We start from the raw sequence: 23,803 nt of genomic DNA on the forward strand, positions 1-23,803 counted from the left end.
CTGCACGCTCGCAGCAGGGTCAAATGTGCAGCGCATGCCCCAGGGCGCGCAAGGCAGCTTCCTGGATCGCCTCGCCCAGGGTCGGATGCGCATGGATCGTGCCCGCCACATCTTCAAGCGTCGCGCCCATCTCGATGGACTGGGCAAATGCGGCGGACAACTCGGATACCGCCTTGCCCACCGCTTGCCAGCCCACGACCAGGTGATTATCCCTGCGCGCCACCACCCGCACGAAGCCGTCCTTTGATTCCAGCGACATGGCGCGTCCATTTGCGGCGAACGGGAACAAAGCTTCGATGCAATCGATGCCCTGCGCCCGTGCCTGCTGGGGAGTGGCGCCGACCACCACGACTTCGGGATCGGTAAAGCACACCGCCGCAATCGCCGCTGGGCTGAAATGGCGGCGCTTGCCGCTGATGATCTCGGCGACCATCTCTCCCTGCGCCATGGCACGGTGCGCCAGCATCGGTTCACCGGTCACGTCGCCGATAGCCCAGACATCGCGCATCGAAGTGCGGCACTGGTCATCGATCTTGATGAAGTGCCCATCCATGTCGATGCGCAGCTTTTCCAGGCCGAAGCCGCGGGTGCTCGGGCGCCGGCCAACGGCAACCAGCACCTGGTCTGCGGCAAGTACCGATTCCTCCCCAGCGGCATTCCGGATGCGTACCGCATTACCCTCCCCGCCCAGGCCGAGCACTGAGCTGCCCAGGTGGGTTTCAATGCCCAGGCCCTTGAGCGCGATCGCTACCGGACGGCTCAACTCAGCGTCGTAGGCAGGAAGGATGCGCTCCTGCGCCTCCACCACCTGCACCTGCGCCCCCAGCTTGGCATAGGCGATGCCCAGTTCAAGGCCGATGTAGCCCGCTCCCACCACTACCAGCCTACCCGGCACGGTCTTGGGCGACAGCGCTTCCGTCGCACTGATCACCGGCCCGCCGAACGGCATGAAGGGCAATTCGGTAGCGTGCGACCCGGTGGCCAGCAGTAAATGCTCGCAGCCGATGCGCTGCGGACTTTCGCCGTCGCGAATCACTTCGACGGTCTTGCCATCGACAATATTGGCCCAGCCCTTGACGACACGCACGCCGCTTTTTTTCAGCAGCGCCGCCACGCCGCCGGTCAGGCGCCCGACGATGCCGTCTTTCCAAAGCACGGTCTGGCCGATGTCGATGCGCGGCGCCTGCACCGAAATGCCAAGCGCCGAGCCGCTCGCGTAATGACTGGCCTTTTCAAACTCTTCAGCCGCATGGATCAGCGCCTTGGAGGGGATGCAGCCGACGTTCAGGCAGGTGCCACCCAGTTCTCCGGCTTCGACCAGGGTGGTGGGAATGCCAAGCTGGCCGGCGCGAATGGCCGCGATATAGCCGCCAGGACCGCCGCCGATCACCAGCAGCGTAGTGGTGTGTTGATTCATCGATTACTCCACAAAGAGCATCGCTGGACATTCCAGCAAGGCGCGGATGGCTTGTACAAACTGGGCTGCGTGCATGCCGTCGACCACGCGGTGGTCGAACGAGGACGACAGGTTCATCATCTTGCGCACTACCAGCCCGCCCTGGCGCACCATGGGCCGCTCCACGATCTTGTTGACGCCGATGATCGCCACTTCCGGATGATTGATCACCGGCGTGGTGACGATGCCGCCCAAGGCGCCCAGGCTGGAAATGGTGATCGTCGAACCGGACAACTCGTCGCGCGTGGCCTTGCCGGTGCGCGCGGCATCGGCAAGGCGTGCGATCTCCGCGGCGCACGACCACATATCGCGTGCTTCCGCATGGCGCATGACCGACACCATCAGGCCGGCATCGGTCTGTGTGGCGACGCCAAGATGGACAGGACCGTACTGGGTAACCACGCCGGCATCGTCATCGAAACGGGCATTCATCTGCGGGAACTGGCGCAAGGCGACCACCAGCGCGCGTGCCAGCAAGGGCAGCACGGTCAGCTTGCCGCGCTCCTTGCCCCATTGCTCGTTCAGGCGCACGCGCAGGGCCTCAAGCTCGGTGACGTCGATTTCCTCCACGTAGGAAAAGTGTGGGATACGGCGCTTCGATTCCTGCATTTTCTGAGCGATCTTGCGGCGCAGGCCGATCAACGGAATTGCCTGCTCCCCGTGAACCTCGCGGTAGCCGCCCGGGCTTGCGGACGGCGCCCCATGCACACCGCGCGCGACGTAGGAATCAAGGTCGGCATGCAGGATGCGGCCGGCCGGACCGCTGCCGTGCACGAACTGCAGCTCGACACCCATGTCCCAGGCGCGCTTGCGCACAGCCGGAGAAGCCAGCGGACGTTCGCCAGGCTCGCGGGCCACGCGGGCCGGAGCCTGCACCTGCTGGCCCATCGCCGTCGCCGCAGGCTTTGCGGGCGAGGCGACGGGAGGCGCTGCCGGAGCAAGCGATGCAGCTTGCGCCACGGCGGGCACGGCCGCAGGCGCCGGCATCGCAGCAGAAGCAGCAGCAGCCGCGCCGGCCTGCGGCTTCAGGTTGCCAGCCCCCTCCACTTCAATATGGATCAGGTCCGCCCCCACAGCCATCACCTGCCCCGCCGCGCACCCAAGCATGGCGACCGTGCCGTGCACAGGCGATGGAATCTCGATGGTGGCCTTGTCGGTCATGACGTCGGCCAGGATCATGTCTTCCGTAACAGCGTCGCCCACCTTGACATGCCACATGACCAGCTCAACTTCTGCAATGCCCTCGCCAATATCAGGCATCTTGATGACGTGAATACCCATCGTTATGCCTCCACCGTACGTTTGAACGCCGCGCCGACGCGCCCCGGCCCAGGGAAATACGCCCATTCCTGCGCGTGCGGGTAAGGCGTATCCCACCCCGTCACACGTTCAATCGGCGCTTCCAGATGGTAGAAGCAGTGTTCCTGCACCAGCGAGACCAATTCGGCGCCAAAGCCGCAGGTGCGCGTGGCCTCGTGCACAACCACGCAGCGCCTGGTTTTCCGGACCGACTCGACAATCGTCTCGAGGTCCAGCGGCCACAAGCTGCGCAGGTCGATGATCTCGGCGTCGATGCCGGTCTCGCGCGCCGCCGCCTCGCATACCCACACCATGGTGCCGTAGGCGAGCACCGTCAGTTGCTTGCCCGGCCGGAAAATTGCCGCCTTGTCCAGCGGGACGGTGTAATAGCCTTCCGGTACTTCCCCCAGCGGGTTCTGCGACCATGGCACTACAGGTTTGTCGTGGTGGCCGTCGAACGGCCCGTTATACAAGCGCTTCGGCTCGAGGAAGATTACCGGATCGTCGTTCTCGATCGAGGAAATCAGCAGGCCTTTGGCGTCGTAGGGATTCGACGGCATCACCGTGCGCAGGCCGCATACGTGGGCAAACACGGCCTCCGGACTTTGGCTGTGGGTCTGGCCGCCGTAGATGCCGCCTCCGCAAGGGGTACGGATTGTGATGGGCGCCGTAAAGTCGCCGGCCGAACGGAAGCGCAAGCGCGCCGCTTCCGACACGATCTGGTCGTAGGCCGGATAAATGTAGTCGGCAAACTGGATCTCGATGCATGGCCGCAGCCCGTAAGCTCCCATGCCGATGGCCACGCCGACGATGCCGCCCTCGGAAATCGGCGTGTCGAACACGCGCGATTTGCCGTATTTCTTTTGGAGGCCCTCGGTGCAGCGAAACACGCCGCCGAAGTAGCCCACGTCCTGGCCGAAGACCACGACGTTTTCGTCCTTCTCCATCATCACATCCATCGCCGACCGCAGCGCCTGGATCATGGTCATGGAAGTTTTCACTGTGTTTTCCGCCATCTCAGATCCCCAGTTGCTGTCGTTGTACACGCAAGTGTTCCGGCAGCTCCTTATAGATGCCATCGAACATTTCTGCGGGACTGAAGGTATGGCCGCTGGCCATGGTGCCGTATTGTTCCGCCTCCTTCTGCGCGGCCAGTACCTCCGCCTCCAGCAGCTTCTGGGTTTCTTCGTGCTCCTGTTCGGACCAGGCGCCAGCCTTGATCAGGTACTGCTTCAGGCGTGCGATCGGGTCGCCCAGCGGAAAATGCGACCAGTCGTCGCCGGGACGGTACTTCGACGGATCGTCCGAGGTCGAATGCGGGCCGGCGCGGTAGGTGACCCATTCGATCAGGCATGGTCCGAGGTTGCGCCGCGCCCGCTCGGCCGCCCAGCGCGACGCTGCGTACACCGCCAGGAAGTCATTGCCGTCGACACGCAACGAGGCGATGCCGCAGCCGACGCCGCGCGCCGCAAACGTTGTATCCTCGCCGCCCGCGATGGCCTGGAAAGTCGAGATCGCCCATTGGTTATTGACCACGTTCAGGATCACCGGGGCGCGATAGACGTGGGCGAACGTCAGGGCGGTATCGAAGTCCGCTTCGGCAGTGGCGCCGTCGCCGATCCATGCCGAGGCAATCTTGGTATCGCCCTTGATCGCCGACGCCATGCCCCAGCCTACTGCCTGGATGTACTGCGTCGCCAGGTTGCCGGAAATCGAGAAAAAGCCGGCCTTTTTCACCGAATACATGACGGGCAACTGCCGACCCTTGAGCGGGTCGCGTTCGTTCGACATCAGCTGGCAGATCATGTCGACCATTGGATAGTCGCGCACGACGAGGATGCTTTGCTGGCGGTAGGTGGGAAAACACATGTCGTCCACATTGAGCGCCAGCGCCTGCGCGGTGCCGATCGCCTCTTCGCCAAGGCTTTGCATGTAGAACGACATCTTCTTCTGGCGCTGCGCCATCAGCATGCGGCTATCGAAGATGCGCGTCTTCATCATTGCGCGCAATCCTTTGCGCACGACTTCGATATCGATTTGCGGCACCCAGGGCCCCACGGCGTTGCCTTCGGCATCGAGCACGCTGATCAGGGAATACGCAAGATCGCGCGTATCCATTGGGGCTACGTCGACCTCGGGACGGCGCACAGCACCGGCCGGCGACAGCCGGAGATAGGAAAAATCAGTTGCACAGCCTGGACGTCCCGTGGGTTCGGGCACGTGCAGGCGAAGTGGTTCGCCCTTGCTCATTCAGATTCCTTCAATTGCGATGGTGACGCAGGATCATTCCCGGCGGGCCTGCGGCGGGTAGCCTCGGCCGGCCTGGACTGTGGAACCGCCCGCCGAGGATCGCAAAGCGGGCACGAAAAAACATTTCCTTCAAAGCAATGGTAGGGTAGCACGCTTTTTCGTGGCGAAGGGTCACAATTAAAGTTTCATTAATAAATCGCCGTTAAGGGGGAATGAGCCCAATCTCCTCCCTCTCCAACTGGCAACCGGCCGCCCGCTATGCCGTGACCGCCCCCGCGCGGAAGGCCGATCCTCTCCTGGCCAGGCTGGACGCGGCCACCGCTCCACCAGCTTCCACCATCGTGACGCTGAGCCCGGAAGCGATCGCCGCAGCCTCCGCGCCCGTCCCGACCAGCCTGCGCTACCAGGACCTTGGTGCGGACATGCTCAAGCAGCTCGGCGCCGGCTCGGTCATAGCGCTGGACCATGCCAGGCTGCCGGACAGGGTCGACAACAAATTCACGCTGGGCATCACCACGCGCAGCGGGACCCAGGTCGAGCTCACGCTGGCCGATGTCGATGACGAAATGATCTACCAGGTCAGCTCGAGCGCCAGGCTTGATGATGATGAGCGTAAAGCCCTGTCCACGCTGGCAGCGGGCTTCCAGGCTGCTATCGATGGGATGGCGGGAGCGGCCCCTCAGGTCCGGCTGAGCGGCCTGACACAGTTCGACAGCAGGTTTGTTCAGTCGATCGACTTCCATGCCGAAGTGTCCGGTCCTGAGCCTGCGCCGCAGACCCTGGATTTCCACATTGACGACGCGTTGCGCAAGGCACGCATCAACGGGCCTGATGGCCAGGCTGAAGTGAACGTGGACACAAGCACCCTGGAACACCTGGGCACCAGGAAGCAGCAGGCAAAAGCCATCAACAACTACCTGGCGCAATTCGACCAGGCGCTCGCACGCGGGCACGGTGACAAGAAGTTGATGTCCATGTTCAAAGACGCCTTCTCGGACATGAATCGAACGGCCGTCGCCGAAGAGACTGACGACTTCCTGCACATTCCATCGAAGTGGCAGCTGAATTCGGACGACCGTTCCGCGCTGACAGGTCTTTCCGATTTCAGCGCCTCCCTGACCCAGACGCCCAAGTCCAGCAATCCGCTCAAGGCATGGGAACAGGACACGTTCTCCTATGAGGTATCGCAAGCGACCAAACTGGAGGGGACAAGCCGCGACGACCGCAAGATTGGCCAGGACCAGCAATCGCGCCTTAGCGCCCAGTACCACACCGATATCGGCAAATCCAGTCCTCCATGGTTCGACGGGACCCTGCAGACCCAGAACTACGAATACCACCAGGTCGAGGATAGCGCGCGCAGCAATGTCTCCCTCGAATACCGGCTGGGCAAGCTGAAAAAAGCAAGCCTGGAACAGATCGCCGGCCAGTCGGAGCAAGTAAAGACGATCATCCTGGGCAAGCTGAAGTCAGACAAGTCCATTCCGAGCCAGCAGTCGCTTGTACGCGACCTGCTCCCATCGCTCACCTCATACGAACACATCAAAGGTGCGGATAATCTGAACGATCATGTCTTCCTGCTTGGTTCGCCTGGCGAAATCGTCGCGCGCAACGAGCAGTTCTAGGTCTCAGGCCACTGGCGGAAAACGGAAGGCGCCGTGATCCGAAGGCAGCACCTGCTGCGCGATTGAAGCGGCGAGCGGCATGCCCCGTTCGCTGTTTGTCAGGACCACAAAGCCATCCTTCGTCGTGGTCGACGCCATCGCAAATGCGCGGAAGCCGGGGTTGTTCCCCCACTGCCAGACATGGCTTCCGCCCGAGCCGCGCTCGATACCCCAGCCCAGCCCCCATGCCAGGCCAAGCGGCTTGCTCACGTCTACAGGCGCGGCAAGCGCCATCTGCATCAGCGCATCGTCGGCCAGGAAGGCCGACATGAAGCGCGCATAGTCTGCTGCCGTGGTGTAAAGGGTGAATGCGGCCAGCGCGTTCTGGAAACAAGCCCGCCGCGAAAAGCCAAGAAACATCTTGCCTGGGACGGCCCGTTCCTCGAATGCCTCGCGCCAGACCAGGCTCGTGTCGCGCATCTCCAGCGGCGCAAACAGATGCTGGTCGAGATAGGCTGCAAGGCCCGTCCGGGTAATGGCCTCCATGATGCCTTGCAGGAGCACGTAGCCTTCGCCGGAATAATTCCAGCCCTGGCCAGGTTCCGCAACAAAGGCCAGCGGTTTCATGGCTTCCCGCCGGGCGTAAAGTAAGGCGGAAAGTATTGCCCAAGCGATAACCGTTGTAAATTAAGTAAAGCTTAAAGCAGCACGCACGGTGCCGGGCGTCGCGCTTGCTGCAATAGCTCCGCACAACATGCCGCCTGCCCCTGTGCGGCAATCAGCGCCTGCTCATACGCGCGCAACTGGCTAAGCGAAGGGAGCACCCCGCTGCCTTTCACCGCCCTGGCCGCGACTGCCGTGATTTCCGTCATCAGGCGGTTGGTCTTGTCGTGCGCCGCCTTGAGTTCGGCCAGGTGATCCAGCAACGCTTCTTTTGCATCCATAGCTCCTCCTCGAAAACGTCGTAACCGGGCCAGTAATTTTTGGCCTGGCCTGGAAGATTTCAAGAGGAGTCGTGCGGCCTGTAACGCGCCAGGATCGATCGGATCGTGCCGCGGGCCTTGAGCGTAGCGATCGCCTGGTTCAGGTCCCTGATACCGAGTTTGCCTTGTGGATGAACTGCGCAATAAGTATCAAAATCCGTGATCTTCAGGTTATGGGATGCCAGGCGCGCCCGCTCAGGGTGAACCTTGCGCTGGTAGTCGAAATAGATGCGGTTGGTGAAAATGAAGTCGAAGCGCCCGAGCAGCAACTTTTCAAGGTTCTGGCTATCGTTCGCCGCGTTATCGCGCAGGATTGGTGGCTGCAAGTGTTCAATCTCCGGGTACCTGTATCCCCGGATCGTTCCCACCCGCAGGCCCGCGATAGCGTTCAGGGAGGCCGGCACTGGCGTTTCACTGCGCATGGCGACCATCATTCGATTCGAAATAATGGCGTCCGACCAGAGGAAGCCCTGGTTGTCGAGCCATTCGGGCCGCAGGTCGCACAGCAAATCGGCATGTCCCCGCAGCAGCGCGCCTTCAACACGCGTGCGCGGCAGGATCATATAACGGGGCTCGAGATGCAGCAAACCGCCTAGCGCGTCGCCGAATTCCTTAAGTATCCCGCCCTTGAGTTCCTCGCCGCGAATATCGGTCATCGGCATGCCACTACCGTTGGAGATTGCCATCACCAGATCGGATGCATGGACGGTCTTTGAAGCTAGGAGGAAAGCGAATAGTAATTGACGCGTGAAGTACATCGTGGACCCGCGAGTTATCGTAGGGCAAGCGTTATTGATCGGTTTTGCTGATGATAACCCTTCCGGAAGACGCGGAGCTTCACAATTGCGGCAATGCAGGCGTGCCTGGCCCTGCGCACGCGCCCTTGCCCGCTCCTGTTATCATGCGCACGTTTGCCCACGCAGAAAACTTACATGCTTGTGACCACCGAACCAACCACCGCGCAGCCATTCCTGCGCCAGATTATCCAGCCTTTCCTGCGCGACCGCCTGATGCACCTGCTGCTGCTCGCCGCCATTGCTCTTTCCATCCTGTCGCCGCATCCGCTCACGGAGTATAAGAACTGGGTAGACTGGCACACCATCGCGACGCTCGCCGGCATGCTGTTGCTAACCACCGGCATCGAAGCCAGCGGCTACCTGGAACACCTGGGGCGGCTCATCATCAACAGGCTGCGGCAGGAGCGGGTGCTGGCGGTGTTCCTGGTGGCGGCATCCACGGTGTTGTCGACCGTACTGACCAACGATATCGCGCTCTTCATCGTCGTGCCGCTGACTGTCGGCCTGTCCGGCATCCGCGGCCTGCCTGTCGGGCGCCTGGTGATCTTCGAAGCGCTGGCAGTCAACGCGGGTTCGCTGTTGACGCCGATCGGCAATCCCCAGAACATCCTGCTGTGGCAACGCTCGCACCAGTCCTTCGCTGAATTCACCTGGCAAATGGCGCCGCTTGCGTTGGCGGTTTTTGCCGTACTGCTGCTGGCGACCTGGTTCTGCTTCCCCAAACAGACCATCCATGCCGAGCTGAATGACGATCCCGCGGCCTACCATGTCGGCTTGCTCAGGACTTGCGGCATGCTTTATATCGCCTTCCTGGTGACTGTGGAACTCGGGTATCCCGGATGGGGCCTGGCCGGCGTGGGGCTCGCTGTCCTGCTGTCCTGCCGCGGCATCATCGCCAAGGTTGACTGGAGCCTGATCGTTGTCTTCATCCTGATGTTCATCGATATCCGGTTGCTGTCACAGCAGCATTTCATCCAGGGCTGGATTGAATCTGTTCCCCATTTCTCCCGACTGGAACTGTTCCTGGCAGGCCTGCTCGGTTCCCAGGTGATCAGCAACGTCCCGGCAACCATCCTGCTGGTCCAGCATTCCGTCGACTACAAGGTCATCGCCTATGCCGTGAATGCAGGAGGCTTTGGGCTGGCGATCGGCTCGCTGGCCAATATCATCGCCCTGCGCATGGCGCCCGAACGCCGCCTGTGGCTGCGCTTCCACCTGTACTCCTTCCCCTTCCTTCTGCTGTCGGCGCTGATTGCATGGGGGCTCCTGCGTTAATTGGCAACTCCACCGATTAATACGCGGTGTTCTGCAAGATTCTTATTGCCTTTGCGTTCTCCAGGCACCCCCATCTTGCTTTATAGTCCACCGCGTTGCGGCCGGCTCCTTTCATTCCCTGCCCTGAAGGACGGGTTTCTCGGAGCAACTCTGATAAATGATGTAGATACACGGCTGGGTTTCCGGCGCCGGGTTCTCCGATGAGGTGACTCGGAAGGATGATAGAAGTGCGCAGCGAGGTAATACCAGTATCAATGGGTATCTGCAAGCGCGGCGCGGTGCACAGGCCATTGGTCGCTGCGGTATGCCATTTTCAGCGTATTAGCGCGGGAAAACGCTCAAGACCGTGCGCTCCCTCGAAAGTATCCTTGCGACGACATGTAGAACGATCCAAATCGTCCATGAAGTACAAGGAGACAAACGTGAAGCACAGCAAGAAGTTGAAGTACAGCGTCCTGGTCGGATCAATCGTTGCCGCCTTCCCCGCGATCACCCTGGCACAGGCTGCGCAAGACAAGAACGTCCAGCGCGTCGTCGTGACGGGCTCGAACATCAAGCGCGTGGACCAGGAAACCGCGTCCCCGGTTCAGGTCCTGTCGCGCCAGGAGATTGAACAAAGCGGCGCGCAGACCGTTGCGCAAATCCTCGACAACCTGACCAGCAATGACCGCGGCGCGATCAGCGACCTGGGTGGTACCAATTCCTGGGCGAGCGGCGCCACCGGCGTCTCCCTGCGCAACCTCGGCACGGGTGCGACCCTGGTCCTGCTTAATGGCCGCCGGCTCTCCTCCTACGGTTTTGCGGACGGGCTTCAATCGAACTTCGTCAACATCGATTCCATTCCAAGCGACGTCATTGAACGCGTCGAGATTCTCAAAGACGGCGCTTCCGCGATCTATGGCTCCGATGCAGTTGCCGGTGTCGTCAACATCATCACCCGCAAGAATTATCGGGGCGTTGGCGTGAAAGCTTCGGCCCAGCAATCGCTGAAGCGCTCCTTCCTCGATCGCGAACGCAAGGCTTCGATCATCGGCGGCACCGGGGACTTCGAGGAGGACGGCTATAACGCCTTCGCTCATCTCGAAGTCTATTCGCGCGGCAAATTCACCGATCGCCAGGTGCGCCCCTTGCTCCCCGACTGGTTCATCCGCATGAACCCGGATCGCGACGCGACTTCCACCGGCTCGATTCCCGGCAACTATGTCGGCCGCTACCCCGCCAATTACCACGATCCTGCCCTGGCCGGCAAATCGATCAATGTCGCGGCCCCTGGCTGCGCGCCGGAGAACCTGAGCGGCGGCCTGTGCTTCTATGACTATTGGCAGGACAGCCTGGCCCGTGCGCCTGCCGAGAGGGTAACCTTCCTGGGTTCGGGACGCCTCAAGCTTTCCGGCGATACGGTAGCCTACGGCGAACTGCAGCTTGCCAAGACGCGCAACAACTACAACACGGCGCCTCCGCGCAGCAATGTCACCGGTGTTCCCCTGTCCTGGTATGATTCGATCAGCGGCACGATGCAGTACTTTACCGATCCCAAACTGCCGGTCGGCCATCCGAACAACCCATATGACTTCCCCATTGGCCTGAATTACCGTTTCGCCGACGATCGCGACATGTTCAAGAACGTCGGATCATCGGAGCAGTTCCGCGCCCTCGCCGGCATCCAGGGCGCAAGCTTTGGCTGGGAGTGGGATGGTGCAATCGGCCATATGGGCTCCAAGGCCCGCCAGCGCCAGCACCTGTACCGCGATCGTTACGGCTACTACGATGCCATCGTCAGCGGCGCCTACAAATTCGGCCAGCAGAATGACCGCGCCCTGCTCGAAACCATGTTCCCTGAAATGGGTTCGCATGGCGAGTACCGCCAGACCTTCCTGGACTTCAAGGCGAACCGCGAGCTGTTCATGCTGGGCGGCGGTCCACTCCAGCTTGCGACCGGCGTCGACCTGCGCCACGAGTCCTTTGAGCATCAGAGCAGCGACAACGTCCTGGCCGCGCGCATCGTCCAGTTCAGCGGCGTGAAGATCAATGGATCGCGCAAGGTCGCGGCGGCCTTCCTGGAGCTTGGGGCGCCATTCACCAAGCAGCTGGAAGCGAGTTTTGCGGTCCGCGGCGACAAGGTGATCGACGGGGCCGGCGCGGTCGTGCCCAAGCTTGGCCTGCGCTATACCGTGAACGACATGCTGATGGTGCGCGGCACGGTGTCCAAGGGCTTCCGCGCGCCAAGCCTGCCGGAGACCGGCAACGGCGGCGCGTCCTGGTTCAACAACGGCTACAACGACCCCAAACGCTGCGCAGCCGCCACGGAGCTCAGGAACATCCTGAATACCGGCAACGCGGCCGACAAGAACCTGGCCCTGACCGCCTATGGCCTGGGCTGCTCGGTCAGCTTCCCGTCCGCGGTCACTCCAAATCCCGACCTGAAGCCAGAATATACCAACAGCTTCACGGCGGGCCTGGTGCTGCAGCCGATTCGCGCGCTCAGTTTTACGATCGACTACTACAACATCAAGCGCCGCGATGAAATCGCCGTCAAGAGCATCGACCAGACGCTCGCCAACGAAGACCGGCTGGCCGGGCTGGTGGAGCGCGACCCGCTGACGTCACAGGACCTGGACATCGCACGCCGTGCCTTCGAGCTGTCCGGCAGAACGGTCGGCTTCCCTGTGGGACCAATCAGGACCATCGCAGCCCAGTATGAAAACTACGGCAAGTCGCGCGTTTCCGGTATCGACCTTGATGCCAAGGCGCGCTGGAACCTTGGCGAAGCCGGTACCCTTAACCTCGGCCTGGAACTCAACCGCCAGTTCAAATACCAGAGCTGGGATAGCTTTGCCAAGACCTACACCGAGAACTATGTCGGTTATCGCGACAAACCTCGCACGCGCGCCGTCGCCAAGATGTCGTGGGAACGGGGCCCGCTCGTTGCAGGCCTGCGCGCGAATTATACGGACTCCACCAAGCTCGCCTGGGGCGTACTTGATACGACCAGCAGCATCGAGGGATGCGAGGACCGCGGCGTGAGCGCGGGCGAATGCCATATCGCTTCTGATACGACGGTCGACCTGTGGACCCGCTATACCTTCCAGCCTGGCACCACCGTATCGGCGAACGTATTCAACCTCTTCGACCGCAAGGCCCCCGTCAAGCTGTATCCGGGAAGTTCCCTGCCCCTGCGCTCGCGTACCTTGATGCTGACGGTTGAGCACAAGTTCTGAGGAAATTGAGAAACATGCTTCCAATCGAAAAGCTGAGCCTGACGGCGGCGGCCGCACTCCTGTCCTGCACAATGGCGCAGGCACAGGCACCGGCGGCCGATGCCGATCCTTATCTTTGGCTTGAAGAAGTCAGCTCGAAGCGGGCGCTGGACTGGGTCAAGCAGTGGAATAGCCTCACCACCAACCAGCTGGACGGACTGCCGGGCATCCAGCAGACCACCAATGCAATCCGCGAAGTCGTCGACTCGCGCGAGCGGATTCCTTTCGTCGAGAAACAAGGCCAGTACCTCTACAACTTCTGGAAAGACGCCGAGCACCCGCGCGGCGTGCTGCGGCGTACCACGCTGGAACGCTACAGGACTGATGCGCCGCAGTGGGACGTGGTATTGGATCTCGACCGGCTGGCGCGGGATGAGAAGGAAAACTGGGTCTGGCATGGCATGGAGTGCCTCAAGCCGCACGCGGAGCGCTGCCTGTTCTCGCTGACCCGGGGCGGCGGGGACGCGCATGTTGTGCGCGAGTTCGACACGAGCAGCCTGCAGTTTGTCCCGCAGGGCTTCTACCTTCCCGAAGCGAAGAGCGACGTCAATTGGGTGAGCCGCGACCGCCTGTTCGTAGCGACCGACTTCGGCCCCGGCTCGCTCACCAGCTCAGGATATCCGCGCATCGTCAAGGAATGGAAACGGGGAACGCCATTGCAGTCTGCGAAGCTGGTGTTCGAGGGCAAGCTGGCCGACATCAGCGTGTCCGGGTACTCTGACCACTATCCGCGATTTAAGCGCGAATTTGTCCTGCGCTACACCTCGTTTTTCACGAACGAACTGTACTTCCGCCATGCCGGGAAGCTGGTCAAGCTCGACAAGCCGAACAGCGCAACGGCCTTCACCTTCAAGGACCAGCTCCTGATCCGCCTGCGCGGAGACTGGAACGTCGGGAATCGCCAGTACCAGCAAGGCTCGCTCCTGTCGATCGACTTTTCCGGCTTCATGGCGGGCAAGCGCAACTTCACCATTCTGTACGAGCCAGACGCCACCCGCTCGCTGCAATCGGTCGCGACGACCAGGAGCGCGATCCTGCTGACAGAGCTGGTCAATGTGCGCAGCCAGGTGCAGGAGCTGCGCATGCAGAAAGGAAAATGGGAACGCCGGACGGTACCGACGCCGGCATTTGCCAGCGTCTCGATCTCATCGCTGGACTACCTGGATTCAGACCAGTACTTCATGGTGCAGAACGACTTTCTCACCCCCACCACGCTGCACCTGGCTCAGGTCAGTTCCGACGAACGGCGGCAACTGAAATCGCAGCCGGGCTTCTTCGATACTTCGGGCCTCAAGGTGGAGCAGCACTTCGCCTCCGCCAAGGATGGCACGCGGATTCCGTATTTCGTCGTCATGCGCAAGGACCTCAAGTACGACGGCAGCAATCCGACGCTGCTGTACGGCTATGGCGGGTTCGAGATATCGATGAAGCCCTCGTACAATGCCACGGTCGGCCGCGCCTGGCTGGAAAAAGGCGGCGTGTACGTGCTCTCGAACATTCGCGGCGGTGGCGAGTTCGGGCCGCGCTGGCACGAAGCCGCGCTGAAGGAAAAGCGCCAGGTATCGTATGACGATTTCATCACAGTGGCCGAAGACCTGATTGCGCGGAAAGTCACGTCGCCGCAGCATCTCGGCATCATGGGCGGCAGCCTGGGCGGCATGCTGGTGTCCGTGGTAGCCTTGCAGCGCCCGGAGCTGTTCAATGCCGTCGTCAGCCAGGTGCCGCTGGCCGACATGAAGCGCTACCACCGCATGCTGGCAGGCGCCTCATGGATTGACGAGTATGGCGACCCGGACCGCCCCGAAGAATGGGACTACATCTCGCGCTATTCTCCCTACCACCTGCTCGACAGGAACCGGTCCTATCCGCCGGTGTTTTTCACCAGTTCGACCAGGGACGATCGCGTGCATCCGGCCCATGCCCGCAAGATGGTCGCGCGCATGAAGGAACAAGGCCACCAGGTCCTGTATTGGGAGAACATGGATGGCGGCCATGGCGGCGCGGTGAACGGTGAACAGCAGGCCCGCCTCTACGGCATGGTCTACAGCTTCCTTTGGGACCGCTTGAAGTAGGTATTTGCCGGCCGCGCGGGGACCACAGTCAAGTCCCCGTGCGGCCCGCCACGCGGCTGTATTCGGTCGGACTCATTCCCACCACCGATTTGAACTGGCGGCTGAAAGCGCTGTGGTCGGAATAGCCGCATTCATGAGCGATGTCGGCGATCCTGGCGTCCGGCTTTTTATCGATGATGGCCCTGGCCGCCGAAAGCCTGCACTGAACCAGCATTTGCCGCGGCGAGTGATGAAAGACTTTCTGGAACAGGCGCTCAACCTGCGAGAGCGATAGCCCCGCCTGGTCGGCCAGCTCCTGGACGCACACGTTGCGCTGATAATTCTCGCGAATGTAGTCCGCGATATGGGCAATCTGGCGGTATGCGGGATTCACGTCGTCGGGCAAGCCGAGATCGCGTGAAGTGCCGATCAGGCCGACAATCCTGCCCTTCGTGTCCTGCAAAGGCATCTTCCTGGTGATGCACCAACCGCGGCTGCGCCCCGGGTAGATGTGCAATTCAAGGTGCCTGTCGATGCAAGCGCCGCTGTCAATCACCTTGCGGTCCTGGGCAAAATAGGTTTCCGCCAGGGCCTGAGGAAACAGGTCCAGCGCGGTTTTTCCGATCACCTCTTCCTTGTCCCGCGCCCCGCAACGGCGCACCATCGTCCGGTTGATGCCGAAATAGCGCCCTTCCCTGTCCTTGACGAAAAAGGCAATGTCATTCAAAGCGTCGAACATGGTCAAGATGGCGTCGATATTAATCGCCTCCAGCTCGCCAAAGCATGCCTGACTGATCATCTCCATTCCTCCGCAGCACGAAAAATGTTCACTTTGCATTGGCTTGGCAAGGATGGCAACGCCACTGTTGCGCCCCGTGCCAGGACATGGCCGGACTATGCCGATTTCCGTGTGATCCCGATCGAAAACATGCAAATTGGAAGTCAGCAAAAACGTTGTAATCACAACGAAATTGCGACTTGCATGTGCTCCAGTGCGCACAAGTCGCACAACGTTGCATACACTGCAATTGTTCCATAACAACTCAAGCTTAGTTAATCGGGTACGAATACCAACTTACGAGGACTGATCGCATGAAAATACCTGGCACGCACAAGGCATCGGCATTCCGCCGCTCCCAATGCACCCATGCTGTATTGCTCGCACTTGGCTGCATGAGTTTGGACGCCGTCGCGCAAACCATGCCGCGCGTGGAAATCACCGGCTCCAGCATCAAGCGCATCGAGGGCGAGTCCGCACTGCCAGTTGAAGTCATCAAGCGCGAAGACATTGAAAAGACGGGCGTGACCACGGCTGCCGAATTGCTGCAAAAGATCTCCTCGAATGTGGGCGGCCTGACCGATGGCACCAGCGTCAGCGATGTCATGGGCGGCCAGCGCGGCTTTAACGGCGCCAACCTGCGTGGCCTGGGCGTCTCCAGCACGCTGGTGCTGCTGAATGGCCGGCGCATGGCCAACTTCGCCAGCCCTGGCGACAATTCCGGCGTCGACCTGAACAACATTCCCGCCGGCGCCATCCAGCGCGTGGAAGTGCTCAAGGACGGCGCATCGGCAATCTACGGCACCGATGCCATGGGCGGCGTGATCAACTTCATCACCCGCAAGGATTACCAGGGCGGCGATGCCAGCGTGTATGCCCTGCGTACGGACGAAGGCGGCGGCGGCAAGAAATCTGCCTCGCTGTCCGGCGGCGTCGGCGATCTGAACACCGACCGCTACAACCTGTTCGGCGCACTGGACGTGCAAAAGACGAACCGCCTGGCCAGTTCGCAACGCAAATTCATGCAGGAATATAGCCTGCCCGACCGCCTGTCGCCGCAGCTGTCGAGCTACTCATTCCCAGCCAACGTCGACCTGACTCCCGCCCAGTTGGCAACCCTGAACCAATCGAGCTACCTGAAGGGCTCCGGCCCTGGCGGCACCTGGGTGCCGTCGCCTGGTCGCCGCGTCAATTTCGGCAAGGAGTCCTGCGTGGACGGCAGCCCGAACGTGGTGCGGCCGCTCGGTCCCGGCGGCACGGAAGGCTGTTCCTTCAACTACATGGGCGATTCGGAAGTCTATCCGGAATCGAAGAAGCGAAGCTTTATCGGCCGCGCCACCTTCCAGGTGACGGATGCCCACCAGGTGTTTGCTGAAGTTCTGCTGAGCAGGGCCGAGACCAGCTATGCCGCCTCGCCTGCCGTATCGAGCAGCATCAACGGCACGACCAGCGGCATCTTCCTGCCGGCCGACCTGCAAGCCAGGACCGGCATCACGGACCCGATCAATTTCCGCTTCCGGCTGTCGGACGCAGGCCGCCGCACCTCGGAAGTGACCAGCAAAGCGTCACGCCTGGTGCTCGGTGCGACCGGCAAGGTGGGCGACTGGGATTACGATACGGCCTACAACCACAGCGTCAACAAGGCAACCGACCTGGATATCGATGGCTGGGTGTCGCACAGCAAGATGTTGGCCGGTATTGCCAGCGGCCAGTACAACCCCTTTGTCCCTGCCACGGATGACTCCGGCCGCAAGTTCATGGACTCGATCAAGATCCATGACGCGGCACGCATGTCCAAGGGCACCAGCGACAGCATCGATGGCAAGGTGAGCCGCCCCCTGATGGCGCTGGGCGGAGGCGATGCCGTGCTGGCCATCGGCGCTGAACTGCGGCGCGAAAAGACTTCGTTCACCTCCTCCGAAGCACTGCGCAGCAACGATGTGCAAGGTGACCGCGCCAGCTCGGACGAATTGCTGGCCGACTCGTCCAATTCGCGCCGGATCACCGGCATCTACGCGGAGATCGACGCGCCGTTCAGCAAGGAATGGGAAGGCCAGTTCGCCATCCGTCACGACCGCTACAAAGGCGTACATGATCCGCTGACCAATATCACCACGCCGGCACTGAACACCACCAACCCGAAAGTCGCAATCAGCTACCGCCCGAGCAAGGAAGTGCTGGGGCGCGCCTCCTACGGCACCGGCTTCCGCGCACCTTCGATTTCCGAAATGTTCCTGCCCGTCCGTTCCGATACCACGGCAAGCTTCGTGAAAGACCCGATCTCGGGCGAAGTAGCCCAGTTCGACCTGGACCGCTACGGCAACCCGCAACTGAAGCCGGAAAAGTCCAGGCAGTTTTCGGTCGGCCTGGTACTGCAGCCGAACAAGAACTGGAATGGCAGCCTCGACTACTGGATCATCCGCAAGACCGACATCATTTCGGAAATCGGCGAACAAACCGTGTTCGACAATCCGGTCTACTACAACGACCCCAACATCGTGGTGCGTGATGAAGATGGTGTCGTTTCCTTCCTTCAGTTCAAGAAGGAGAATCGGGGCAAGCTCAACACAGCCGGTCTCGATATTGACCTTAACTGGCACGGCGATGCCACTTCAATGGGCCGCTTCAGCGCCAGCCTGAACGGCACGCTGATCACCAAGTACAAGTTCCAGTCCGATCCGCTCTCGCCGATGACGAATGGCCTGGGCGTCTTCCGCGACGACAAGGCTGTGCAGCGCTGGCGCCACAAGCTGAATATCGACTGGAGCCAGGGGCCCTTCAGCCTGAGCCTGGGCAACACCTTCTTCTCCAGCTATCGCGACCAGAACATCGCCGGCCTGGCTGATCCGGGATGGAACGACCGTGACGTGAAAGCCTATTCGCTGTGGGACCTGACAGGCAGCTATGCCTTCAACAGCAAGCTCAAGCTGCGCGCCGGCGTGATCAATATGTTCGATACGCCGCCGCCATTCACCAACCAGTCGCGCTACTTCGAAGTGACCTGGGACCCAACCTATGGTGATCCGCGCGGCCGCTCGTTCTTTGCCAACCTGCAGTACAAGTTCTAGTGTGGCGTCGTTAATTCAGCCTTCCGATTACCGACGCGTTTGAATGGAGAGCGATCACGACGCAGTATAAGATTTACATCATTGCACTGCGTCGTGCTCTGACATTCTTCGCGAAAGGATAAACCTTGAAACTACTGTCCTCCCCTCTGGCACGCCACTTCGCCGCCACCGCATTCTGCCTGTCTTCGTTTGCTATCGCCGCCCCCGCCTCCGCCGGACCTGACTGGGCAATCGATGTCGCTGGCGGAGAAGACCATCCCCTGATCCAGCGCTATAACAATTCCTGGATGATGGCGTACAAGAAAATCGGCTTTGACCAAACGACTTTCCCCGGCAAAATGGGCTTGGACAGCCATAATGCTTTCCAGGCGCCGGTCACCGTGGAAGGCCAGATCACCCGCATGGTGTATTTCGCCCCGCTCGGCAAGTCGCCGCTGGAAGTACATCGCAACTATGAACAGGCCCTGAAGGCAGCGGGATTCAAAGCCATCGTCAGTTGCACGCCGCGCGACAAAGGCTGCGATAGCATGCGCTACGGTTTTGACGATCATTATGGCGCCATGAAGGAAGCCGACTTCCGTGCCAACCGCTCACGCCATCCGGAGAAATCCACGCTGTATAACCAGATGTATTCCCTGGGCGGTTCGAACATGCTCGGTACCGATGACATCTATTTTACTTACGGCACCTTGTCAAAGGATGGGAACCTCGTCCACGTGATGGTGAATTCAGGAAAGGTATATCGCACCGACTTCACCACGACTTACATCGAAATCGCCGAACCCCAGGCGATGCAAGGCGGACAGGTGACTGTCAACGCCGATGCATTGAAGGCAGCCTTGCAGTCGAGCGGCAAGATTGCCCTGTACGGCATCTACTTCGATACCAGCAAGGCAGAGATCAAAGCCGCGGAATCCAGGACCCAGCTGGACGAGATGGCGAAACTGTTGAAAAGCCAGCCTGCCCTCAAGGTCTACATCGTGGGCCACACGGACAACCAGGGCAATCTCGACGCCAACCAGCTGTTGTCGCAGCAACGTGCACAAGCGGTTGTCTCCGCGCTGGCGAGGCAGTACCAGATCCCTTCCACGCGCCTGACGAGCAAAGGTGTCGCCAGCCTGGCCCCCGTCGCTTCCAACGGAGATGAAACTGGTCGAGCCAAGAATCGCCGGGTGGAACTGGTCGTTCAGTAGATAAGCGAAAGTCCCGGCGTGCGCCCAGCCGGCAAGCACTAATCTGGGTATGGGACTCGACCTAAATTAGGTGGCAGTACCGATTCCCGCCCCGCTCCTCCAGCCCATGATAAGCAGGCCGTTGCCCCTCGCGGGCAGCGGCTTCGCTGTTCAAACAGTAGCGTTTTGATAGGAGACTGCCATGTGGATTGGATCGATCAGGCTGATTGTGCAAACAAAAAACGCAGCAAACGCCGGAACAGATAGCCTTGTTCAAGCCAGGATCTTGCGGGATGGCCACGAACTTCGCTTGCTCAATCTGGACTATCTGACGGAAGATGACCTGGAGGCCGGGGCCATCAGGAATTATGACTACATGGGGCCTACGAAACTGCCCCGGCGGAATGACAAGACACCGGAACTTCCACCGGGCGTGGGGCAGATACCCATGCCGTATCCGGGTTACGGCTTTGAATTCTCGAACGGGATGAGCCGTCACTTGCAGATTCAGTTGCGCATTCGCGGGGACGATATGTGGATCAAGGACAACGTCGACCTGTACGTCAGGTTTATCCGGCAACGCGCCACAAGTTTCGATACCTTGGCCTGGATCGAGGACCCGGACTGGACATACATCGCGAGCTGGGGCCGCGACGTCGCAATGAGCACGGACGCAAGAGAAGGCGTTACCACCTGGACCTTGAATTTGTCCTGATGCAGACAAGTGCACTGCGCCTGCAACGGCGAACTTCTTTGAGAAACGTATGGGAGAGAAATGATGCGCAAGATCGCCGTTGTAGGCAGTGGACAGGCCGGCCTGCCTCTGGCATTGGGCCTGTTGGCCAATGGCTTTGACGTCACCGTCGCGACCAACCGCACGCCCGACGACATTCGTAATGGCCGCGTCATGTCGAGCCAATGCATGTTCGATGCCTCACTGCAGATCGAACGGGACCTGGGCCTCAACCAATGGGAGGACGCATGCCCGACGGTGGACGGGATCGGACTGGCCGTTCCGAATCCCGATGCCCCACATGAAAAACTGATCGACTGGAGCGCCCGCCTGCAGCGTCCTGCGCAGGCCGTCGATCAGCGGATCAAGATGCCTGCCTGGCTGCAGCAGTTCGAAAGGCAAGGCGGCAGGCTGCTGATCGAAGACGTCGGCATTCCGGAACTGGAACGGCTCGCGAAGGAAAATGAACTGGTGATCGTGGCCGCGGGCAAAAGCGAAATCGTCAAGCTATTCGAACGTGATGCCATCCGATCCGCATTTGACAAACCGCAGCGCGCCCTGGCCCTCACCTACGTGAACGGTTTGCGACCAGCGCAGGAATATTCGCGCGTCGCATTCAATCTGATCCCCGGTGTCGGCGAGCATTTTGTCTTCCCTGCCCTGACCACCAGCGGCCCTTGCGACATCATGGTGTTCGAAGGCGTTCCCGGCGGCCCGATGGACTGCTGGCGCAATGTAGCAACGCCCCAGGCCCACCTGGCGCAAAGCCTCGCCCTGCTGCGTACCTTCCTGCCCTGGGAGGCCGAACGTGCCGCGCATGTGGAGCTGACCGACGCAAACGGCATCCTGGCTGGCAGCTTTGCGCCCACCGTGCGCAGGCCAGTCGCCACCCTCCCGTCAGGGAAAATGGTCTTCGGCCTGGGCGATGCCGTCGTGCTCAACGACCCGATCACCGGCCAGGGTTCGAATAACGCCACCAAGGCAGCGCGCATTTATCTCGACGCCATCCTTGCCCATGGCGACCAGCCCTACAGCCGCGAGTGGATGCAGCGGACTTTCGAACGCTTCTGGGTGTATGGCGAGCAGGTCGTTGCATGGACCAATTCGCTGCTCCGCCCGCCGCCGCCCCACGTGCTCAACATGCTGGGCGCGGCCGGCAATTGCCCTTCCCTTGCCAGCGCTGTCGCCAATGGCTTCAACAATCCGCCAGACTATTTCCCATGGTGGTTCGACGCCGAGGCCTGCGAACAGTTTGTCGCCCTTCACATGGCCAACGCTTCGCGCGCGGCAGCCTGATTGCGCGCCATGACGATCCACGCCGCGCCGTCGAACATCACCGACCGATCACCGGGTTGACGCGCGAACACGGCACGCAGCGCGGCCGAGGCGCTGGCGCGGATGCCGTCGGGCTGGTCAGCGAGCGCACGCGACAACGGGCCGACCTCGAGCGCCATCTTTACCGCGTCGTCGATCGCAGCGTCGCGCGTCTCGCCTTCGCCCAACGGGATGGAAGCGTCGAAGGGCATGATGGCAATATCGGTGAAGCCGGCTGCAGCCAGGATGCACGCCACGCGCTCCCGGTCGCCGAACGAGAATGGGCCAGGCGCTTCTGGATCGGGCTGCGCGGCCGGCGGAACGATGCCCTTGATCGCACCCATCGGCAGGCGCACCCAATCGTTCTCGGCCGCTCCGCGCCAGCACACGAAAGCGACCCGCCCGCCCGGCCGGAGCGCGCACCGCATATGGGCGAACGCACCTGCCGGATCATCGAAGAACATGACCCCGAAACGCGAGAACAGGATGTCGAACGCGCCCTCGGGCAGCTCGGCGCTGCCGGCATCGGCCAACTGGAAACGGACCGGCGCATCCGGCGGCGCCAGCGCGCGCGCCCGGCCGATCAGCGGTTCGGAAATGTCGACGCCCAGCACTTGCCCGCTCGCACCGACGCGGGCGGCCAGCGCCAGGCTCGAAGTGCCTGCGCCGCAGCCAACGTCCAGCACGCGCTCGCCCGGCGCAGGAGCCACGGCGTCGATGGCGGCCTGGCCGAACACCGCCACCATGGCGTCAAGCCTGGCCTGGTTGGCAACCCAGCGCTCCCCGCTTTGACCATTCCAGTCGGCGACCTGGTAGATATTCCTTTCTGCCATGTCAAATCCTCACGCCAGCAGCGATTGCTGGGCGAAGATGCCCGCCATCGCGCCTTGCGATGACGCCTGGGTGACCGAAGGAAGGAAAGGCGTGGCGAGGTCGCCCGCGGCGTAGATGCCGGGCACGCTCGTTTGGCGGCGCTCGTCGACCTTGAGGACGATGCCGGTGGGCGTATCCACGGTGGCCAGGCCCAGTGTTTCGTGCAGGCTTGCGGACGGCTTGTTGCGCGGTTGGGCGAACAGGACGTCGACCGCGACATGACGGCCGGTATCGAGATTGACAGTGGCGATATGGCCCTTGCGATGGGCGATCTCGACGATCCGGCCGGCGACGACTGCTATGTTGCGAACCGCCAGGTCGGCCTGGATATCGGCCGGAATGTCATGACCATCGGCGAAGACAGTCAACTTGTCGGTCCAATGCTGGAACAGCTTGGCGGACTGGTGCGACTGCGGGCCCGTCCAGAGAACGCCCCAATGCCGGCCAGCGACTTCAAAACCGTCGCAATAGGGACACGGCACGATCGACGTGCCCCAGCTTTCGGCAAAGCCAGGTACATCAGGCATCTGGTCGGCGACGCCATAACTCAGGATCACGCGGCGCGCCGCAAAGGTCTCGCCATCGCCCGTGAGGGCGGAGAAATGGTCGATGGCGCCGGAGACGCTGTCGGCCAGGGCATTGACCAGCCTGATCGCGGGATAACGCGCCAGCTGCTGCCGCGCCTCGGCCAGGATGTCCAGCGGCGGCTTGTGATCGTGGCCGAGCAGGCCATGCGAGTGGCCGGCGAAGCGATTGCGCGGCAGGCCGCTATCGAGAACGGTGACCGTGCGGCGGGCACGGCCAAGCTGCAGGGCGGCGGCGAGACCGGCAAAGCTGCCGCCGATGATGATGACGTCATTCATGATGATGGGCTCCGTTTGCAGATTTGAATA

Annotated in this window: 18 protein-coding genes; 8 read left to right on the forward strand and 10 right to left on the reverse strand. The window is 61.5% G+C overall.

The window, feature by feature from the left end:
* Positions 1–19: 19 nt before the first annotated feature.
* The 4 genes from lpdA to ACN9M3_RS17770 are packed head-to-tail and all read right to left on the reverse strand — an operon-like array spanning position 20 to position 5,005.
* Positions 20–1,417 carry a dihydrolipoyl dehydrogenase gene (gene lpdA / locus ACN9M3_RS17755; protein WP_426318156.1) on the reverse strand — a complete coding sequence of 466 codons (1,398 nt, stop codon included), beginning with the start codon at positions 1,415–1,417 and terminating at the stop codon, positions 20–22.
* Positions 1,418–1,420: 3 nt separating this feature from the next.
* The gene (locus ACN9M3_RS17760; RefSeq protein WP_426318157.1) at positions 1,421–2,737 is read right to left on the reverse strand and encodes a dihydrolipoamide acetyltransferase family protein; all 1,317 of its coding nucleotides are present in this window, start codon (positions 2,735–2,737) and stop codon (positions 1,421–1,423) included.
* A gap of 2 nt (positions 2,738–2,739) precedes the next feature.
* Positions 2,740–3,744, reverse strand: a complete 1,005-nt coding sequence (locus ACN9M3_RS17765) for an alpha-ketoacid dehydrogenase subunit beta (RefSeq protein WP_426172230.1) — start codon at positions 3,742–3,744, stop codon at positions 2,740–2,742.
* Positions 3,745–3,772: 28 nt separating this feature from the next.
* Positions 3,773–5,005, reverse strand: coding sequence for a 3-methyl-2-oxobutanoate dehydrogenase (2-methylpropanoyl-transferring) subunit alpha (locus tag ACN9M3_RS17770; protein WP_426161813.1), 1,233 nt, complete (start codon positions 5,003–5,005; stop codon positions 3,773–3,775).
* Positions 5,006–5,217: 212 nt separating this feature from the next.
* On the opposite strand from ACN9M3_RS17770, the gene ACN9M3_RS17775 reads away from it, so the two are divergent.
* Positions 5,218–6,630: a hypothetical protein gene (locus tag ACN9M3_RS17775; protein ID WP_426318158.1), complete on the forward strand. Its 1,413-nt coding sequence runs from the start codon at positions 5,218–5,220 to the stop codon at positions 6,628–6,630.
* A 3-nt stretch (positions 6,631–6,633) separates the two neighbouring features.
* Here the strand turns inward: ACN9M3_RS17775 and ACN9M3_RS17780 are convergent, their stop codons facing one another.
* The 3 genes from ACN9M3_RS17780 to ACN9M3_RS17790 all read right to left on the reverse strand — a co-directional run bounded on the left by ACN9M3_RS17780 (position 6,634) and on the right by ACN9M3_RS17790 (position 8,350).
* On the reverse strand, positions 6,634–7,236 hold the full coding sequence (locus tag ACN9M3_RS17780; RefSeq protein WP_426318159.1) for a serine hydrolase domain-containing protein: 603 nt from the start codon (positions 7,234–7,236) through the stop codon (positions 6,634–6,636).
* Positions 7,237–7,307: 71 nt separating this feature from the next.
* A complete protein-coding gene (locus ACN9M3_RS17785; RefSeq protein WP_426161817.1) occupies positions 7,308–7,553 on the reverse strand; it encodes a hypothetical protein in 246 nt (81 codons plus the stop codon).
* A gap of 59 nt (positions 7,554–7,612) precedes the next feature.
* Positions 7,613–8,350 carry a substrate-binding periplasmic protein gene (locus ACN9M3_RS17790; protein ID WP_426161818.1) on the reverse strand — a complete coding sequence of 246 codons (738 nt, stop codon included), beginning with the start codon at positions 8,348–8,350 and terminating at the stop codon, positions 7,613–7,615.
* Positions 8,351–8,524: 174 nt separating this feature from the next.
* Between ACN9M3_RS17790 and ACN9M3_RS17795 the strand changes: the two genes are divergently transcribed.
* The 3 genes from ACN9M3_RS17795 (at position 8,525) to ACN9M3_RS17805 (ending at position 14,993) form a co-directional block, all read left to right on the forward strand.
* Entirely contained in the window at positions 8,525–9,664 is a 1,140-nt protein-coding gene (locus tag ACN9M3_RS17795) for an SLC13 family permease (RefSeq protein WP_426318160.1), read from the forward strand.
* A 422-nt stretch (positions 9,665–10,086) separates the two neighbouring features.
* Positions 10,087–12,882: a TonB-dependent receptor plug domain-containing protein gene (locus ACN9M3_RS17800; protein WP_426318161.1), complete on the forward strand. Its 2,796-nt coding sequence runs from the start codon at positions 10,087–10,089 to the stop codon at positions 12,880–12,882.
* A 14-nt stretch (positions 12,883–12,896) separates the two neighbouring features.
* Positions 12,897–14,993, forward strand: coding sequence for a prolyl oligopeptidase family serine peptidase (locus ACN9M3_RS17805; RefSeq protein ID WP_426318162.1), 2,097 nt, complete (start codon positions 12,897–12,899; stop codon positions 14,991–14,993).
* 28 nt (positions 14,994–15,021) lie between these two features.
* Here ACN9M3_RS17805 and ACN9M3_RS17810 read toward each other — a convergent pair whose 3' ends face one another.
* Positions 15,022–15,771, reverse strand: coding sequence for a helix-turn-helix domain-containing protein (locus ACN9M3_RS17810; protein WP_426318163.1), 750 nt, complete (start codon positions 15,769–15,771; stop codon positions 15,022–15,024).
* Positions 15,772–16,145: 374 nt separating this feature from the next.
* On the opposite strand from ACN9M3_RS17810, the gene ACN9M3_RS17815 reads away from it, so the two are divergent.
* The 4 genes from ACN9M3_RS17815 to ACN9M3_RS17830 all read left to right on the forward strand — a co-directional run bounded on the left by ACN9M3_RS17815 (position 16,146) and on the right by ACN9M3_RS17830 (position 22,019).
* Entirely contained in the window at positions 16,146–18,818 is a 2,673-nt protein-coding gene (locus ACN9M3_RS17815) for a TonB-dependent receptor (RefSeq protein ID WP_426318164.1), read from the forward strand.
* A 125-nt stretch (positions 18,819–18,943) separates the two neighbouring features.
* Entirely contained in the window at positions 18,944–20,011 is a 1,068-nt protein-coding gene (locus ACN9M3_RS17820) for an OmpA family protein (protein ID WP_426318165.1), read from the forward strand.
* Positions 20,012–20,192: 181 nt separating this feature from the next.
* Positions 20,193–20,705 carry a hypothetical protein gene (locus ACN9M3_RS17825; RefSeq protein ID WP_426318166.1) on the forward strand — a complete coding sequence of 171 codons (513 nt, stop codon included), beginning with the start codon at positions 20,193–20,195 and terminating at the stop codon, positions 20,703–20,705.
* A 63-nt stretch (positions 20,706–20,768) separates the two neighbouring features.
* On the forward strand, positions 20,769–22,019 hold the full coding sequence (locus ACN9M3_RS17830) for a styrene monooxygenase/indole monooxygenase family protein (RefSeq protein WP_426323781.1): 1,251 nt from the start codon (positions 20,769–20,771) through the stop codon (positions 22,017–22,019).
* Here ACN9M3_RS17830 and ACN9M3_RS17835 read toward each other — a convergent pair.
* Both ACN9M3_RS17835 and ACN9M3_RS17840 read right to left on the reverse strand, forming a co-directional pair.
* Positions 21,986–22,870 carry a class I SAM-dependent methyltransferase gene (locus ACN9M3_RS17835; RefSeq protein ID WP_426318167.1) on the reverse strand — a complete coding sequence of 295 codons (885 nt, stop codon included), beginning with the start codon at positions 22,868–22,870 and terminating at the stop codon, positions 21,986–21,988. The genes ACN9M3_RS17830 and ACN9M3_RS17835 overlap by 34 nt on opposite strands.
* 9 nt (positions 22,871–22,879) lie before the next feature.
* On the reverse strand, positions 22,880–23,773 hold the full coding sequence (locus tag ACN9M3_RS17840; RefSeq protein WP_426318168.1) for an NAD(P)/FAD-dependent oxidoreductase: 894 nt from the start codon (positions 23,771–23,773) through the stop codon (positions 22,880–22,882).
* Between the last annotated feature and the right edge of the window lie 30 nt (positions 23,774–23,803).

It is taken from the genome of Pseudoduganella sp. R-43 (assembly GCF_049913255.1).
GTDB lineage: Bacteria > Pseudomonadota > Gammaproteobacteria > Burkholderiales > Burkholderiaceae_D > Rugamonas.